The organism is Sphingobacterium tabacisoli (assembly GCF_017908035.1).
Classification (GTDB): Bacteria; Bacteroidota; Bacteroidia; order Sphingobacteriales; family Sphingobacteriaceae; genus Sphingobacterium; species Sphingobacterium tabacisoli.
Genome location: NZ_JAEQMU010000001.1, coordinates 1,385,978 through 1,402,239, shown reverse-complemented (window position 1 = coordinate 1,402,239; position 16,262 = coordinate 1,385,978). Strand labels below are relative to the sequence as shown.

Annotated in this window: 14 protein-coding genes; 4 read left to right on the top strand and 10 right to left on the bottom strand. The window is 43.3% G+C overall.

Annotation, left to right across the window (positions count from 1 at the left end):
- Window positions 1-14 precede the first annotated feature (14 nt).
- Window positions 15-629, bottom strand: a complete 615-nt coding sequence (locus JKG64_RS05860) for a hypothetical protein (RefSeq protein ID WP_210353387.1) — start codon at window positions 627-629, stop codon at window positions 15-17.
- A gap of 181 nt (window positions 630-810) precedes the next feature.
- Between JKG64_RS05860 and ligD the strand changes: the two genes are divergently transcribed.
- Window positions 811-3,231, top strand: coding sequence for a DNA ligase D (ligD, locus tag JKG64_RS05855; protein ID WP_210353386.1), 2,421 nt, complete (start codon window positions 811-813; stop codon window positions 3,229-3,231).
- Between the two features lie 2 nt (window positions 3,232-3,233).
- Here the strand turns inward: ligD and ku are convergent, their stop codons facing one another.
- Window positions 3,234-3,989: a non-homologous end joining protein Ku gene (gene ku / locus JKG64_RS05850; RefSeq protein ID WP_210353385.1), complete on the bottom strand. Its 756-nt coding sequence runs from the start codon at window positions 3,987-3,989 to the stop codon at window positions 3,234-3,236.
- Between the two features lie 93 nt (window positions 3,990-4,082).
- A complete protein-coding gene (locus JKG64_RS05845) occupies window positions 4,083-4,589 on the bottom strand; it encodes an RNA polymerase sigma factor (RefSeq protein ID WP_021072025.1) in 507 nt (168 codons plus the stop codon).
- Between the two features lie 278 nt (window positions 4,590-4,867).
- On the opposite strand from JKG64_RS05845, the gene JKG64_RS05840 reads away from it, so the two are divergent.
- Window positions 4,868-5,392: a hypothetical protein gene (locus JKG64_RS05840; RefSeq protein WP_210353384.1), complete on the top strand. Its 525-nt coding sequence runs from the start codon at window positions 4,868-4,870 to the stop codon at window positions 5,390-5,392.
- Between the two features lie 167 nt (window positions 5,393-5,559).
- Here JKG64_RS05840 and JKG64_RS05835 read toward each other — a convergent pair whose 3' ends face one another.
- Both JKG64_RS05835 and JKG64_RS05830 read right to left on the bottom strand, forming a co-directional pair.
- Window positions 5,560-5,901: a four-helix bundle copper-binding protein gene (locus JKG64_RS05835; protein WP_210353383.1), complete on the bottom strand. Its 342-nt coding sequence runs from the start codon at window positions 5,899-5,901 to the stop codon at window positions 5,560-5,562.
- Between the two features lie 87 nt (window positions 5,902-5,988).
- Entirely contained in the window at window positions 5,989-8,145 is a 2,157-nt protein-coding gene (locus JKG64_RS05830; RefSeq protein ID WP_210353382.1) for an ATP-binding protein, read from the bottom strand.
- 266 nt (window positions 8,146-8,411) lie between these two features.
- Here JKG64_RS05830 and JKG64_RS05825 point away from each other — a divergent pair, with 266 nt between their 5' ends.
- Window positions 8,412-8,627 (top strand): hypothetical protein, encoded by a 216-nt coding sequence (locus JKG64_RS05825; RefSeq protein ID WP_210353381.1) that lies wholly within the window; start codon window positions 8,412-8,414, stop codon window positions 8,625-8,627.
- Window positions 8,628-8,643: 16 nt separating this feature from the next.
- On the opposite strand, the gene JKG64_RS05820 is transcribed toward JKG64_RS05825, so the two are convergent.
- From JKG64_RS05820 to JKG64_RS05805, 4 genes are all read right to left on the bottom strand, one after another.
- The gene (locus tag JKG64_RS05820; RefSeq protein ID WP_210353380.1) at window positions 8,644-9,732 is read right to left on the bottom strand and encodes a DNA topoisomerase IB; all 1,089 of its coding nucleotides are present in this window, start codon (window positions 9,730-9,732) and stop codon (window positions 8,644-8,646) included.
- Entirely contained in the window at window positions 9,713-10,051 is a 339-nt protein-coding gene (locus tag JKG64_RS05815; protein WP_246512485.1) for a DUF7218 family protein, read from the bottom strand. The genes JKG64_RS05820 and JKG64_RS05815 overlap by 20 nt, the downstream gene beginning before the upstream one ends.
- A gap of 162 nt (window positions 10,052-10,213) precedes the next feature.
- Window positions 10,214-12,019, bottom strand: coding sequence for a glycoside hydrolase family 15 protein (locus JKG64_RS05810; RefSeq protein ID WP_210353379.1), 1,806 nt, complete (start codon window positions 12,017-12,019; stop codon window positions 10,214-10,216).
- A gap of 69 nt (window positions 12,020-12,088) precedes the next feature.
- A complete protein-coding gene (locus JKG64_RS05805) occupies window positions 12,089-14,275 on the bottom strand; it encodes a bifunctional alpha,alpha-trehalose-phosphate synthase (UDP-forming)/trehalose-phosphatase (RefSeq protein ID WP_210353378.1) in 2,187 nt (728 codons plus the stop codon).
- Window positions 14,276-14,506: 231 nt separating this feature from the next.
- Between JKG64_RS05805 and JKG64_RS05800 the strand changes: the two genes are divergently transcribed.
- On the top strand, window positions 14,507-15,394 hold the full coding sequence (locus tag JKG64_RS05800; protein ID WP_210353377.1) for an SDR family oxidoreductase: 888 nt from the start codon (window positions 14,507-14,509) through the stop codon (window positions 15,392-15,394).
- Window positions 15,395-15,451: 57 nt separating this feature from the next.
- Here the strand turns inward: JKG64_RS05800 and JKG64_RS05795 are convergent, their stop codons facing one another.
- Window positions 15,452-15,949 (bottom strand): RNA polymerase sigma factor, encoded by a 498-nt coding sequence (locus JKG64_RS05795; RefSeq protein ID WP_210353376.1) that lies wholly within the window; start codon window positions 15,947-15,949, stop codon window positions 15,452-15,454.
- Window positions 15,950-16,262 lie beyond the last annotated feature (313 nt).

The window sequence follows — 16,262 nt, the reverse complement described above, 5'->3', positions numbered from 1 at the left end:
TTAAAAGTGTTAAATTAATTACTGTTCATTGTCCTACTGTTGCCCAATCCATCGACCAATGCCTGCCATTGTGGGAAAGAAGCACCCATTTTGGCGCCTAGTCCTACCATGAAATTTCTGAAATTGTCAAGGATGGAGCTGTTGTCGGTATTTATGATTTCATTGCGTCCGGCGTAATGAATGAAAATGCGTTTGCCTGTCTGTTCTAATAAAATAGACGAAGTAGCAAGACGCTTAAAAAAATGTGCGGTATCGGTATGCTCATTTGTGGGATCAGGACTAGGCCTTAAAGTAAGGGTAAGGCGGTGGTTTTGTCCTTCGCTCTGCTTGTCTATGCTTTCTACCTGTACCCAATCGTAGCCATCGGCTGAAGGCAGACCCGGTCCTGGAATGTCAATACGTATATAGTCTCCTCTTTCGACGGTCCGATTCAAGGGGAGGCCGAAGGAATCCATAATCTGAAATTCGGCAGACGGTCTACCGGTAATCTGATGCCAGTTGTTGATATCGAGCAGTTTGGTTTTTGCTTGCTCGAAAAAACGTGCTGAGTCCTGTAAGCTCGGGAAATCTATGGTCTTAAAACAGTCTAAGGCCTTGCCTTCAATCTGTTCGGGAATAGGTGTTCGCATTATGTTTCTATTAAATGTTGTACGCCATGAACGGTTAGGTCAGTAAGAAGTTGTGGGATGAAATACGTAAATGTGAGCGATAAGTACGTGTTAAAGGCTTGTTGTATCGCATTTTAGTTTGTTGTTCTTATGAACCTTAGGCATCTTTAAGTGTTCAGCACTTAACGTAAAGACAGATAGCATGGCCAAATTAGAAACATATACAAAAAAGAGAAATTTTGAAAAGACGGATGAACCTCAGGGAAAGAGCCCTATAAAAAAGCAAGCTAAACATAAATTGCGCTTCGTGGTACAACGTCATCATGCCTCACGGCTACATTATGATTTCAGATTGGAGCTGGATGGTGTTCTGAAAAGTTGGGCGGTGCCGAAGGGACCATCACTGTATCCTAAGGATAAGCGACTTGCCATGCAGGTGGAGGATCACCCTGTAGATTATGCCTCTTTTGAAGGCAATATTCCTAAGGGAAATTATGGCGCTGGTACAGTGCATATTTTTGATTCGGGCTACTATGAGTTTACAGATGCGGAAAATGAAAGGGATTTTTTGAAAAATTGGGAAAAGGGCTCAATTAAGTTTAAACTATGGGGTCATATTTTACGTGGTGAGTTTGCCTTGGTACGTATGAAAGGAGGCGATGAAAAAGCGTGGTTACTGATCAAGCATCAGGACAAATACGCTACACATAAGCCGTATAATAGTGAAGATAGGGTAGCTGAACCGGTAAAAAGTGCTGGACTGGCATTCAAGAGTGGGCCTCCTCCAAAACCGATGTTGACCAAGCTGATTGAGAAGCTGCCGGAGGGAGGGGATTGGCTGTATGAAAAAAAATATGATGGGTTCCGGATACTGGCGGTACATGATAGCCAAGGCACGCATCTTTACTCCCGTAATGGGAAGCTGATGAACCATCTGTTTCCTTCATTAGTAGAGGAAATTGATGGATTGGATCGGGATGTTTGCTTGGATGGGGAATTGGTGATAGAAGATAAGGCCAAAAAAGCCCACTTTCAGCTGATAGCCAGTGGGGAGCCTATCCCTAGTGCACTGGAGTTACATTATTATGTGTTTGATATCCTGCGCTTGGAGAAAGAAGAAGTGACTGCCTATGGCTTGGAAGAGCGTAGAGACTTACTAAATCTACTGCTTAAACGGATGGATGGAGTGAAGGTTATACAGAAAGTAGAGTCACTGAAGGGGAATAGCGTAGAGGTACAGCAGATTGCAAAGGATAACAACTGGGAAGGTATAGTGGCCAAAGAAAAGGATAGCCGCTACCTCGAAGGAACGCGGAGTACAAGTTGGGTAAAATACAAGCTGAGGCATAGTCAGGAGGTGATTATTTGCGGTTATACCCGTCCTCAAGGGAGTCGGGACTTTTTCGGCGCATTGGTGCTGGGTCTCTATAAGGAAGGTCAACTGGTTTATATCGGTAACTGTGGAACGGGGTTTAGCGATGCTTTGCTGCAGTCGCTCCATACAACGATGCAACAGTTGGAGAATGGAAGGAAACCATTTGCCCGAGGGACAAAGGTGGCTAAGGAGAAGGAGGTGATCTGGCTAAAACCGATATTGATAGCGGAGGTATACTATTCAGAATGGACAAAAGAAGAACATTTAAGGCACCCCGTATTCAAGATGCTACGGGAAGATAAGAAAGTAAAGGAGATCAAAACGGAAGAAGCTATGGATATAGACAGAAATGAAGAGACACTTAAGATCGGAGGTAAGACTGTAGAACTGACCAACCTGGATAAGGTCTACTGGCCTAAGGATAATTATGTGAAAGGGCAGATGATCGCCTATTATGAAGAAATGGTGGATTGGATATTGCCCTATCTCAAAGACAAACCGATCTCTCTGCACCGCTTCCCGAATGGAATCGAGAAGGATGGTTTTTTTCAGAAGGATGTGGATCCTGACAAGATACCGGAATGGATCAAAACAGTACCAGTCCATGCAGAAAGTACTGGTAAAGAAATCGATTATATCGTCTGTAATGACAAACAGACGTTGTTGTATATCGCTAATCTGGGATCTATTGAAATAAATCCTTGGTTGGCCACTTATAAAAAGCCGGAGAAGCCCGATTTCGGGGTGCTGGACCTGGATCCTAATGGAGCAGACTTTGATGAGGTCGTCCGTATCGCTCAAGATGCTAAAAAGCTATTGGATAACATAGGTGTACCCGCATTTCTGAAAACTTCTGGATCGACAGGATTACATATCTACCTGTATGTAAAGGCGAAGTATGATTACGATATCGTACGCGATTTTATACAGTTATTGGCATCCATACTCCATGAGCGGCACCAGGAAACGACCAGTACCATACGAGATCCCAAAAAGCGAAAGGGGCTGATTTATTTGGATTTTTTACAAAATAGAAGGGGGCAGACTATGGCGGCACCCTATTCGTTGCGGCCTAAGGAAGGAGCTACAGCAAGTGCCCCCTTATTTTGGGAAGAACTTAAGGTAGGGCTACAAATCAGGGATTTTAATATCCAGAGTATGCTAAAGCGTGTGAAAGATAAGAAAGATCCGTGGGCGGCAATCTGGGATAAGCCCGTTAATATAAAGCAGGCACTCGCTAGGCTGTGAGCTTAGGCTAAGCTGGCTTTTAACTTGGCCAGGAGATCGCTAGACTTGGTGTGCTCTACGTTTATCTTACGGATAGAGGTATGCTTCCCTTTGGCTTTCTGCTTGATGATCTTGAGTAATTCTGCGGTATATTCGTTCTTGTATTTCGAGATGTCAAAAGGTTGGGAATGTTGTTTTATCAGTTGAAGGGCCATATCCATCTCTTCTTTTTTGATTTTTGTATTCTGGGGTAGGTGTAGCTCTTCGCTGTCGCGGATCTCTTCTTCAAACCGAAGCTTGTTGAGCAATAGGAAATTCCCATGAGGCTTGACCAAAGCAAGATTTTCGACGTTACGCATGACAAAGGACCCCAGGCCGGCGGTCTTACTTTTTGTTAATGCTTTTAGAAGAAGATCATAGGCTTTTTCACCTCCTTTGGCGGGCTCAAGATAATAGGGCGTCTCAAAGTAAATACTGTCTATTTCTTCGGTTTTGACAAAGGAATGCAGGTTGATCATTTTGTTCTTTTCGGGACTTGCTTCCTCAAAATCTGCGCTTTCCAGCACGATATACTGCTCGTTAAGTAAATAGCCTTTTACGATATTGTCCCAGCTGACTTCCTTGCCTGTGGTTTCATTTACACGTTTGTACTTAATGTTTGACTTGTCTTTCCGATCCAACATATCCAGATCTAATGAACTGCTCTGTGTAGCACTGTATATTTTAATGGGTATGTTGACTAAACCAAAACCGATAGCTCCTGTCCATATGGCTCTCATAATATATGCTGTTTAGTATGCTAATTGAACAAGTGAAATACAAGTTGGTTTTGGTCCACCCGTATTTCACCGTTTGTGAAGGTGTTGAAGGAATTATATGTATTGTGGAAACTGCTTCTGCAGTCCTTTCCGTATGAGGAAGATTCTGGATTTTATCGTACCCTCCGGGATACCATAGAGATCCGAGAGTTCTTTGTACTTATACCCATTGATATAATGGTCGAACATCTCTTTGTGCTCCTTGGGTAACTGGGTCAAAGCCTGTTTTACATCCTTTAGAGCGAGGCTTTTTTCGACGGTGTTTTCGGTAAAGGGCTCATGGCAACCCAGATCTTGATATTCATTGGCCTTGTGGTTTTCATAGCGGTATTTCTGCTTACGGTGACGGTAATGGTTGATGTATATGTTCTTCATGATAACGAACAACCAAGAAACTACCCGAGGGTTGTGAAAAAACTGATCAATGTACTTTAATGCGCGAAGCAGGGTTTCCTGTACCAAGTCCTGGATGTCTTCCGGGTCATTGGTAAACTTGTAGGCAAGATTCTTCAATACCGAACGGTATTCATTGAGCTGTAAATTTAAATCTTTGTTTTCCATGTTGAAGTTATTTTTAGATGTACCAGGTCTGTTACAAAAAAAGTGCAAGAAGTACCCAATCTGATGCGTTTGGGTATTCGCACAGTAAAAAAGGATATATATACGGCAAGGGCGGAGAAAAATACCCTTTGTTAGAATCACTATCGCTTGCTGAAGTGTTCTTTTATAGGTATTTATGTCATTTTTTGTTCAGAAAATACGGATAGTTATATATAGCACCATTGTGCTGAACAATACGGTACGTCATTTGTTACTAGAGAAATAGATAACAACTAATTATGTATATTCAGGCTTTCATACTCTTTTTTCTTTTTATAGTCCCCATACCACGCACTGAAGCGCAAAATGAGCAGGTGGAGGGTAGGGTGATCCGCAATATTGTATTTATGCGGACTGAAGGATTGGGAATGGCGGAGCTTTTTTATAGCCATAGCAAGGATAAAAAGATTAGGGAACTGTGTAGTAGGATTAAGTCGTATTATACCGCTACACAGCCGGATGCGGTAGAACTCTGTACAGGTAAGAATCTGCAGTTGGCAGAGTCAGAGTTTGAATTGCTATACGGCCGCTTGCAGAAGGGATTTGAAGGCTATGATTCCCAAAAAGAGGGAGCCTATCTTGAAGTCTGTGAGGATCATATCAACAAAAGTATTACCTTCTATACGCAACTGGTGCAGGATGCGGCTTCGGAGGAAATCTCTTATTTTTCTTTTAAGGCGTTGCCAGAATTATTTAACCTGCAGCAGGAGATACGCAAAGTAAGAAAACAGTATCCTGATCCGTTTGCAAAGGCTAAACCTTAAACTCTCTGACAGGGAAGCTAATCTTCTTCTTGCGCTGTAAGGTAATATGTAGCTATCTTCCGATCGGTTATTTGGCTCACTTTTTTATCGGGAATACAAAAGAGATCCTATTAAAGTAGCAATGTAGTCGTACTAACAAATTTACTTTAATAGGATTGTAGGGTGTATTATGCTGCACTGCTCATTGACATGCATAGGTCTGCGCATTCCCGACATACACGTGCGCATTGGGCACAGTGCTCCATGCCATGTGCGGCGTGTTTTTCGCACTCCTCGGCACAGGCATTACATAGCTGTGCACAGAGCTCGGCTACGGTATTGGAATAGCTGCTCTCTAATTGCATAAGCTTGGCAGTAGTGTTGCATATTGTAGCACATTCTAAATCTAAGCGTATACAGTCACGTAGCATATTGACTTCTGATTCTTTTAGGCAGGATGCGGCGCAATGCATGCAGGCATTGGCGCACTCTAAGCATTTTTCTATACATGCTCTCATTTTCTCTTCCATAGCTTTTCTTTTTTTTGTAAAAAATAGGATTACTTAAACTGCGAACAGCTGTGGATAGGATTGGTTCATAAAAAAGAAGATTCTAGCTTATAACATAGAATCTGGAAAAGGTGAGCTGATCGGGAAGATGAGGTTGACTGTTGTCCCTGTGCCTTCGATAGATTGGATCTCGATAGTGCCACCAAGTCTATCCATGATACGCTTGACCAGCGATAGTCCTACACCTGTCCCTTGAAAGGACTGTGAATTACCGGCACGGATGAAAATATCAAAAACGTGTGGAAGGTTTTCCTCCGGGATTCCGATACCATTGTCTTGTATACTATAGCATACAAGATGCTCGTCCATTGTGCTGTGGATACAAACTTTGGGTAATGGATTTTTACTTGAGTACTTAACGGCATTATTGATGATGTTGAGAAAGACTTGGTATAGGGCACTTTTTTCTCCCCAAAGAGGCAGGAGATTTCCAAAATCCATCTGACAGTCGGGTGCTTGGTGTATTAACTTGGCTTCCTGAGATATCTTTTTGATGGTGTACGACATCGGAATAGGATCTTTGGCCATCGCTGTGGTCTTGCTTTGACTGATAAGAACAATATTGTCTATGATATCTTCTATATTCGTAACACTGCCCGATAAGTTTTGAAACCAGTCGTTTTTCTTTTCAAGGCTGAGGGTATGACCGACAGATTTTAGAAACTGTAGTCCCATTTTAAGTATGGAAAGTGGATTTTTAAGATCGTGCGAAAGACTGAAGGTAAACATTTCCAGCTCGTTGTTCAATAGCTGTAGTTCATTGGTCAGCATCTGTTTCTCTGCCGATCGGATGACGATAGATTCCTTGATCGTCTGTTGGAGCATCGTGATAAACCTTAAATCGCTGTCGTCCCAAGGCAGGGCAGAATCGTAAATAGGCTGTTCCCAAGTGCGTATTTGCGTACCACCCTTCTGTTTGTCTAGGTTGAGTTGGACAATCTTGCTGTTGTGTTCTTTTCGGAACCAGATGAGGTAGTAGTCTTTTTCGATACCTAGAGTATAGTAGAGTAGGCCTGCAAATGGTAGCTCCTCCCGGAAATGGGAACTGTGATTGAGTTTGAAATTGTAATCTTTGAAAAGTGTTTTGTTACTTACAATTTTTAAGTAATCCACTATGTCGTAAAAAAGGTCAGTATGGGGTACATCGCCATGAAAAAATACGTCTCCCTGATAATAGATACCAAAACCGTCAGCTTTGATCATATTGGTAAGCAGCTCCATATTTTGGACGAGCGCACAATTAACCGTTTTGTTATCGGCCAAAGAATGTTTTAAGATCAATTCTGCTTCCAAAAGCTGTTGGTTTTCGTCGATGAGCCCCTGTTTAAACAGGTTTTCAAACTTACTCATTGCGCTCTGTATGATAAAGGTGCATAATTTGCGCTGTTGAAGATCGATTTTCTTAGCCTTCGGGTGTTGAGCCACTACAAGTCCCCAGAAGTTACCTTCCAAGTATAAAGGAAAGAAGAGAGCTGCTTTCACCCCGATATTCCTGAGATAGATTTCATGCAGCTCGGGTGGGACCGCCAGTTGACTGCAAAGTAGGTGTATGCCGGGATCGAGACTATATAACTTTTGGTCCAGTTTGTCTAGATTGGGAATATAGCGATAGGCTAGACTGTTATAGTAAGGAGTAAGTTCTGGCGGAAAGAAGCTTTGGGCAAACTCTTTACCACAGAAGGAGGGTTTATCTGCTTTTAAGGATTCGGCAATAACACTGCTTTGACCTGTTTCTTGAATCTGGAGCACAAAAACACGTTCAAACTTTAATATTTTCTGTAAGGCTTTGCATAGAAAGTTCCAGTTATTGACATAAATTTCGTCGAATAGAAAGCCTAGTTCATTCATGCGGGATACAGAAATATGCTTACGATGCTGTTCTTCCCATTCGATATAAACAAAGCCTTTGTTAAGGTTGAGTTTAAAATAATAGTATTGACTCTTGATTTTTTTTGAAAATACCTGACTGGGAATTTGTTTAGCGATGAGCGCCTGTACGGTTGCTAAAAACTTTTGATGATTGCTACCCCATAGGTGGTGTAAAAAGTCAGTAAGGGGAAGTCCCAATAGCTGCTGTATGGCTACATTGGTAAAAGACTGAGCCGAATCGCTTATTGCGACCATGACCATCTTATTGTCTGTAATAATTAGATTGCCAAATTGCTGCAAAGAGTTGATATCAACCTGCTGTACCGTGTTTTTCATAAAGGCGCTTTCGAACTTTTAAGTTTATTTTTAAACGCAAAAAGCTGATATATATTGTTTTAGTGCTCTATAGGTGAAATTACAAACAATGCACCACTGCTATAGTGATATTATGCTAACAACGGAAGGAGTAATTTGTTGACAAACAAGAGATATCAGGTGTTTACCGCTATGGTTGGCGTATTACTACGCTAATCAACGTTGGAGGCCAACCAATGATCCTTTGACTTGTTATTAAATAAGTTATAAATCAATAAGGAGATACCATGAAGAATATAAACAGTTACTTTCTCATCACCATAACCAGTGTTATATTGATGACCGGCTGTAAAGGGCCACAAAAAGATACTAGCGGTAAGCCAGGGCCGGTGACGGAGTCAGATAAGTCGAGGTATAACCTGAATCCGACAGATGAATTAAGGTATGGAACTTTAGATTCCGCCAATCAGGATAGTACGGATACGCTAAAAGATAGTCTGTAATATGATGCAGACGCCGCTACTGCACCTGGGCCGAATCTTGTAGTAGTTGTAAGAGTTTACGTTTATAAGAGGGGTCGGAAGTAGGAGCCAGAGGGCGCTTGTTCGTTCGGGAAATCCAGGAATCGAGTTTTCCTGATAGGTAGGTTTCTAGAATATAGGGATGGATGTAATGACTTCGGGTGATCGCTCGTGTATTTCCAAGCTGCTCAGCTACAGCATCAATCATGGTCAGGAGCAGGTGCTTTCGATTTTTTTCGTTTGTAGGTGCTGTTGTTATTTGACGGAGGTAATAAAGTGCAAGTATGCTGGCATACCAGGTGCGCAGGGTCTTGCAGGTAAAATCTTCACCCATAACCTCTTTGATATATTGGTTCAGGTCTCCAGAATCTAAAGGAGTGGCTCTCTTATTCACATCATAATATTGAAAGAGACGCTGTCCAGGGATTTCTTTCACTTTATTAAGTTGGTTGATTAATGATTTTTCTCTGAGGTAGCTTTGTTGCTGGATTCCTTTTTTGCCAACAAACTTAAAAAAGACTTTCTGTGAGGAAATCTGTTTTAAGTGTCGGTTCCGAAGGGTGGTGAGACCATATGATTTGTTTTCCTTCTCATAGATGGCATTACCTACGCGAAAGTAGGTTTTGCTCATAATGGCCAAAGCCAATGCACAGACATGTGTTTTCGATAGTTCAGGCCGCTTAAGATCCCTTAAAATACGTCTGTCGAGATAGGGTAACCTTCGCCCAAAAGCCTGTAAGCTATTAAACTTTGTTTTGTTGCGCAAGGCAACCCACTGTGGATGGTATCGGTATTGTTTACGTCCGCGTGCGTCCAATCCGGTAGCCTGGATATGGCCGTTGGGTAGGGAGCATATCCAGACGTCTTGCCAGGCAGGCGGGATGACTAATGCCTGGATACGCTGAAGTATCTTTTCGTTTTTTAAGGGCTTACCCTGAGGGTCCATATAGGCGAAACCAGAACCACGTCTTACGCGGGAGTAGCCTTTGCCATCGCAGGTTATATAACGAAGCCCTGCTTCTTGCAGGGCCTGTTTCGCTACAATAGCTTTGTCTGCTGTGGAGCAATTAGTGGTTTCGGATGGCATTGATCAATGTTGTTTTGTCCATGTCATGCCGTCCGGTGATACCGATTTTTTTAGCCTCTTCTAAGAGTTCTTTTTTGGTACGTTCTTCCATTGGGCTACTTTTACCTCCTTTTTTACTGGCACCGGGCGAATTGGCAATGCGGGCAGCTTTTTCTTTGCTGGCTCCTTCACGACGTAATGCTTCGTATTTGGCATCGTCTTTTATCTGTTTTCCATGTTTTTTTGTCATGCTCTTATTATTTTGTGTGTCTACATTGATCATGGCAATGATCAAGCTTCTCATCTGTCCTGCGGTAATTTTCAAATCTTGTATATCCATAATAGTATGTTGAGTTGTTTACATTATACTAACTTCAAAAAACAGACCGAAATAGCGGTGCAGAATACTTGTTTTAGTCTCAAAATCTACGCTTTTGGAACTACGTATTTGTCGCAGTAGTGACGTAGAAACCGTAACATGCCAGAGCGATGCAAACTCGCGCTAACTGTTGGTGTTGTCGAAAAAAGTAGGGCTATCAAGCTTGATAGCAATGCGATAGGCGGCGTTGACCAGTCCGACGTGGCTGTAGGCCTGCGGGAAATTACCCCATTGGCTACCATCGTAGTCATCGACGTCTTCACTGAATAGCATCAGGTGATTGGCAAAGGATAGCAACTGCTTGAACACTTCTTGGGCTTCATCGAGTCTGCCGACACAGGCTAATGCTTCGACGTACCAAAATGCACAGACCAGAAAGGTAGACCGTGGACGTCCAAAGTCATCTTTGTGAAGGTAGCGGTAGAATAACCCCTGATCGCCTTTCAATACTTTTTCTAATTGTTTGAGATGTTCTTTAGCTTTTTCCGAGTTGGGATCAAGGTAGCCCATCATAATAAGCTGTAAGGTCGATGCATCGAGGTCTGTGCTCTCATGGGCATTGGTATAAACCATGCGCTCTGGGTCATAGCAGCTCTCGATGTGCTGTGCCGCTTTGTCGCGGATGACATTGGCCTGCCTACTGATGTCTTCTAGGTCATATTGCCGTGCTATTTTTAAAGCTGCTGTGGCGCCTGCCCACTGGAAGAGGTTGGAATAGCAGTGCCGTTTTTCCATATTCCGGAACTCCCAGATACCAGCATCTTTCTCATCAATGGTGAGTTCCATCTTGCGGAGTATAAAACGTGTCCATTCGGCTGCGAATCCGGTGTTTTGGTGGCGGAAGCGATGATCGGTAAATAGGGGAAGTAGGGCTATCATGGCCTGACCGTATACATCGTTTTGGATGTGTTCGGAGGCCTGATTGCCTATGCGGATGGGCTGATTGCCGAGGTATCCGCTAAGGGAATCCAGTGTTTTCTCTTCAAGGTCGGACTGGCCCAGGATACCATATAGTGGTTGTAGCCGGCCGGGATCCGACTGGGTGATATTGGCGATATAGGAAGCATAGCGTTCCATCTCTTCGAAATGACCGATATGGCTCAATGCCGTAAGTACGTAGTAACTGTCCCGGACCCAGCAGAACCTATAGTCCCAGTTACGCCCCGCACCGGGATGCTCTGGCAGACTGGTGGTGCTGGCGGCGATTATAGCACCAGTATCCTCATATTGATGCAGTTTAAGGGTGAGTGCAGAGCGTATTACTTCCTTTTGATAGAAGGCCGGAATAGAGGCGTTTTTCACCCAGCGATGCCAATATTGACGGGTACGGGTCAGGAAGTCTTCGGCCGTACGTGCAATAGGTGCCTCAAAAGAGTTGCTAAAGGTCAGGATTAAATAGATGGGTTTATTAATCAGATAGCTTACGTCGTTGAAGAAATGACTGATGGGCATATTGGTCGCCAGGCGCATCTTGACTTCGCCACATTCAAACTGGATATGGTTGCTCCCTCTACTTTTTTGAAAGGAGGCTTCACCATAGTGGTATTTGGGATCACAGACTACCCGTACTTTAGGGTGGCCTGAGATGGGCTCTATCTTGCGGATTAAGACCAGTGGCTTGTAATAGCGCTCGTACTGCTCAAAGCGGGGGGCGAAATCGGTGATGCGGTAGCTTCCTTCGGCGCTTTCTATTGTCGTGCATAGGATGTTTGTATTCTCGATATAATGTTGGCTCGAATGTAGGATATCTCCAGGAGGAGTAATACTAAAGCGTCCTCCTTTATGCTCATCCAGTAGTGTACCAAATACAAAAGAGTCTTCGAAAGATGGCCAGCATAACCAATTGATGTTGCTGTCTTTGCCTACATGTGCGATATAGGCACAGTTTCCGATAATTCCGCTGTTGTAAAGATGCTTCTGTTTTGTCATATTGTCTAGTTTAAGTACGACAGGCCTTAGGAATCAAAGGCCTGTTGAGAGGTCCTTGTTTTTGTTCTGTTATCTACGGAACTGCTGGAGCAAGGTAAGTACGTCCTCTTGGTTTTCGATGTAGTACTGTGCCAGTGTCTGTTTATTGCCGACTTTGACGGTTACGGCCGAATCCTGCAATTCGAAAAACATGTCTTCGTCGGTGGAGTCGTCGCCCATGGCGAATATAAAATCGGGTTTGTACTGCTCTACAATCTCCAATGCCGCTTTTCCTTTGTTCAGTACATTGATTTTAACTTCAATTACTTTATCCCCTAGGAGCAACTGAAGACCATATTGTGGCAACAGGTAGCGTAGGGCATCTGCCAGTTCCTGGGCGCGCATAAGACCTAGTCCGGTATGGACCTTTCGGTAGTGCCAGGCCAGGGAGTAGTTTTTCTCTTCGATATTCGCTCCTGGTGTACGATCTGTAAATTTGGACATGATACGACGTACTGGGGTTTTCCAGGCAGTAGGCATATCGGGTTTATCGCGCCACTGCCCATCAGGAAAATTGCTCCAGGCACCGTGCTCGCCAATAAGGAAGTAATCGGTATTGCCAAACCACTTGCGTAAATCGGTATGCGGACGGCCACTGATGATGGTAATCTGATTGGCGGTATCACTTTGCAAATCGGCCAGGACCTGGAGTACTGCCGCGGTTGGACGCGCTGCATTGGCCTCCTTTTGGAATCCAACCAAGGTACCATCGTAGTCGAGAAATAGGAGTCTTCTTTTGGATTGGGCTAGTTTGTCTGTAATCTTTTTGAGAGTAGCGCCCTGTAGCTTTCTGCTGGCATGGGCTTTTTGCTCGCGCTTGATTTCATGTAGGCGGTTGAAAAATAATTTTACCCAATGGGAGATGTTGAATTTTTTGACCAGTGTAATGTTGCTTTTCATCCGCTGCTGCTGTTCTCTTTTGGGCATATAGAGGGCAAGGTGTATTGCTTCTGTAATGTCGTCGATGGAATAGGGATTGATCTGTATTGTTTCAGGAAGCTCCTTGGCGGCACCTGCGAATTCGCTGAGAATGAGTACACCATCCTGTTGTTGGGATTTGCTGGCTATATATTCTTTGCAGACCAGGTTCATACCATCGCGTAGGGAGGTGACAAGGCAGATGTCTGCCGCAACGTATAGGGCAGAGAGGTCTTCAATAGATAGCGAGTTGTAGAAGTAGGTAATAGGGATCCATTCATCTGAACCGTATACCGCATTGATATGCCCCACCATACGGTCGATCTCGTCACGCAATAGCTTGTATTGGGCGACATTGTCGCGAGAAGGAACGACAAGCATATATAAAACTACGCGGTTGCGTAATTCAGGATAGGTCTGTAGGAGATTTTCGTAGGCGGCCAGCCGTTCCAGAATCCCCTTGCTGTAATCTAGTCGATCGATGGAAAGAATGATTTTGCGATTTTGATACTGCTCCCGTAGCGCCTGTACTCTAGAAAGCACATCGGCAGATTTGGACAGCTGCTCAAATTTTTCAAAATCAATACCCATTGGAAATACTTCTACATGTACTCTACGGTCCCGGCAGCGTACGCTGTTGTTCTTGGGCGAGAGATGGAGGAGGTTTAAGCAGGAATTTAGAAAATGTTGGGCATCATGATAGGTGTGGAAGGCGATGAGGTCGGCCCCCAACAGACCTTTTAGTAATTCATTGCGCCAGGGGATACATCTGAAAATCTCATCGGCAGGAAAGGGGATATGCTGAAAGTAGCCAATGGTCAGGTAATTGTTCTGCTGTCGTAATAATTGTGGAAGCAGCATCAATTGATAATCATGGATCCATATCTCATCTTTTTCGGTGATATGCTGTGCTAGCGTAGCATCGCAGAATTTTTGATTGACTTGTTGATAGGCCGCCCAATAGGACTTTTCAAATACGGCGTAGGATAATCTGTAATGACAGATGGGCCATAATATTTCATTCGAAAAGCCTTCATAGTAGTCTTCCAGTTCTTGGGCACTCAGGAAAACCGGGATGAGGTTATGTCTGGCCAGTTCTTCCCGAATGAGCTGTTCTTCTTCCGGAGTCTCCGGGATATACCCCGGCCAGCCGACCCAGATACTTCCGCCTTTTTTATAGTAAGAGCCGAGACCTGTGGCGAGACCGCCTTCGCTGGGAATAAAAAGTAGTTTACCATCCTGTTTTTCGATACGTATAGGTAATCGATTGGAGATGATTATAGTTCGTTTTGTTTGCATACAAGGTAAGGTGATAGGCCAAGATTAGCCTCAATAGATGTAATACTATACTTATCTAACGTCTCTTAGGAGGAATAGTTTGTAAAAGACGTCGGCGATTCAGGTATAAAGGCGGAAAGGGGTATTTATTACGGTACTGCCACTAGGGGTAAATACCTGTACCTCTAATTTTATTAACAATTTGATGCCGGAGCTGTTCATTGTTAACTTTTGAACTTAAAATAAAACACTATGAAAACAGAAGAAAATAATCCAAGAGATAAATACGCGAAACCGCCCTTTGAAAAACAGGATCAAGCTGTACCTGGTATCACTAGTGCGATGAGTCCAGTTCCTGATCATGGTGAAGAATCCTATGAAGGTAGGGGGATGTTAAAAGAAAAGGTTGTTCTTATTACAGGAGGTGATTCTGGCATCGGTAAAGCCGTCGCCATCGCTATGGCTCGGGAAGGCGCAGATATTGTGTTGGCATATAAAGAAGAGGTGGAAGATGAGGATGCTCTTGATACCAAGAATTGGGTCGAAAAGGCAGGGCGTAGTTGTGTCCTGATCCGTGGGGATATTCGTTCGGAGAAACATTGTGAGGCCATTGTGCAGACTTGTGTCGCAAAATTCAATAAAATCGATGTGTTGATTAACAATGCCGCCTATCAGATGACGTATAAAACCGTAGAAGAAATCAGTGCATCGGAATGGAATAAAACTTTTGAAACAAATATGAGTGCAATGTTCTATCTGGTGAAAGCAGCTAAGGAGCACATGAAGCCAGGCAGTTGTATTATAAATACAACTTCGGTCAATGCATACGATCCGAACCCAACGCTCTTACCCTATGCTGCCAGTAAAGGGGCTATTCAGAATTTTACAGCCAGCTTGGCACAGCTGTTTTTAGAGGATGGCTCAGGGATACGTGTCAACGCCGTAGCTCCAGGACCCGTATGGACCCCTCTGATTCCAAGTACTATACCCGATCACGAAAAATTTGGAGCAAATACGCCTATTGGTAGACCGGGACAACCTGTAGAGATTGCGCCGGTATATGTATTTTTAGCCTCGGATGCGGCATCTTATGTATCTGGAGCTACGGTCCCAGCTACTGGGGGGCGCGTTACGATTTAAATAAAATGCCCTTCTATAGAATTATAGAAGGGCATTTTATAGTACTTTCTACCCGTATTAAGATACATATCCGCTCAGGTTTTCCTTTAATAATTTGCGGGCCAGATGTATTCTTGTTTTTACGGTCCCTTCAGGAACTTGTAGGTGTTCGGCAATTTCATTGTATTTGTAACCTTCTACAAACATGGTGAAGGCTTTGTAGTTGGAGGCTGGGAGTTTGGAGAGTGCTTCTTGTATATCTTCCATTACAAATTTGGATTCACCGCTGTTCCAAGACGTCTTCTCAAAATGTGTGGTATGTTGAAGCTCCGATTCGATAGTCCGGTACTTGACCTGTCTACGGTATTTATTGATGTATATGTTTTTCATTATGGTATAAAGCCAAGCAACCAATTTGGGGTTGTGAACAAACTTCTCCAGATAATTGAGAGAACGGATGAATGTCTCCTGGACCAACTCTTCTTTTTCATAAGGATCGTTCGTGAACTTCTGCGCTATACTATTTAGAATAGGGCTGTTTTCTAAAATCGTCAAGTTTAATTGTGCTGTTCTCATATCGATATTTTCTAAGTTGTAAGTAGTATGTTTGTTTATTGGAATACATCAAATATGGTGCAGGATTATTGGCATAAACGGCCGCCACTCGCGCTTGCTAAAGCCTTAAGGGAGAAATACGGTAGATTAGGTATATCTATCTTTTTGTTTGTATGTTACTGTATTTCATGGTGTTAGTTTCTTTGTTTGTACTCTGGGTAGGAATAATTGCCGTTATGTGCATGCTAGCCTGAATTTGAAAAGGGGTGTTTTTGCGTTTGATATCAGGTAAAAATATTCTACAGCACGTATAAACCGCAAAAAAATAAATTAA

Bases quoted from the DNA above. Each gene is read 5' to 3' on its own strand.
- JKG64_RS05860 (WP_210353387.1), bottom strand. From the start codon at position 629: ATGCGAACACCTATTCCCGAACAGATTGAAGGCAAGGCCTTAGACTGT.
- ligD (WP_210353386.1), top strand. From the start codon at position 811: ATGGCCAAATTAGAAACATATACAAAAAAGAGAAATTTTGAAAAGACG.
- ku (WP_210353385.1), bottom strand. From the start codon at position 3,989: ATGAGAGCCATATGGACAGGAGCTATCGGTTTTGGTTTAGTCAACATA.
- JKG64_RS05845 (WP_021072025.1), bottom strand. From the start codon at position 4,589: ATGGAAAACAAAGATTTAAATTTACAGCTCAATGAATACCGTTCGGTA.
- JKG64_RS05840 (WP_210353384.1), top strand. From the start codon at position 4,868: ATGTATATTCAGGCTTTCATACTCTTTTTTCTTTTTATAGTCCCCATA.
- JKG64_RS05835 (WP_210353383.1), bottom strand. From the start codon at position 5,901: ATGGAAGAGAAAATGAGAGCATGTATAGAAAAATGCTTAGAGTGCGCC.
- JKG64_RS05830 (WP_210353382.1), bottom strand. From the start codon at position 8,145: ATGAAAAACACGGTACAGCAGGTTGATATCAACTCTTTGCAGCAATTT.
- JKG64_RS05825 (WP_210353381.1), top strand. From the start codon at position 8,412: ATGAAGAATATAAACAGTTACTTTCTCATCACCATAACCAGTGTTATA.
- JKG64_RS05820 (WP_210353380.1), bottom strand. From the start codon at position 9,732: ATGCCATCCGAAACCACTAATTGCTCCACAGCAGACAAAGCTATTGTA.
- JKG64_RS05815 (WP_246512485.1), bottom strand. From the start codon at position 10,051: ATGGATATACAAGATTTGAAAATTACCGCAGGACAGATGAGAAGCTTG.
- JKG64_RS05810 (WP_210353379.1), bottom strand. From the start codon at position 12,019: ATGACAAAACAGAAGCATCTTTACAACAGCGGAATTATCGGAAACTGT.
- JKG64_RS05805 (WP_210353378.1), bottom strand. From the start codon at position 14,275: ATGCAAACAAAACGAACTATAATCATCTCCAATCGATTACCTATACGT.
- JKG64_RS05800 (WP_210353377.1), top strand. From the start codon at position 14,507: ATGAAAACAGAAGAAAATAATCCAAGAGATAAATACGCGAAACCGCCC.
- JKG64_RS05795 (WP_210353376.1), bottom strand. From the start codon at position 15,949: ATGAGAACAGCACAATTAAACTTGACGATTTTAGAAAACAGCCCTATT.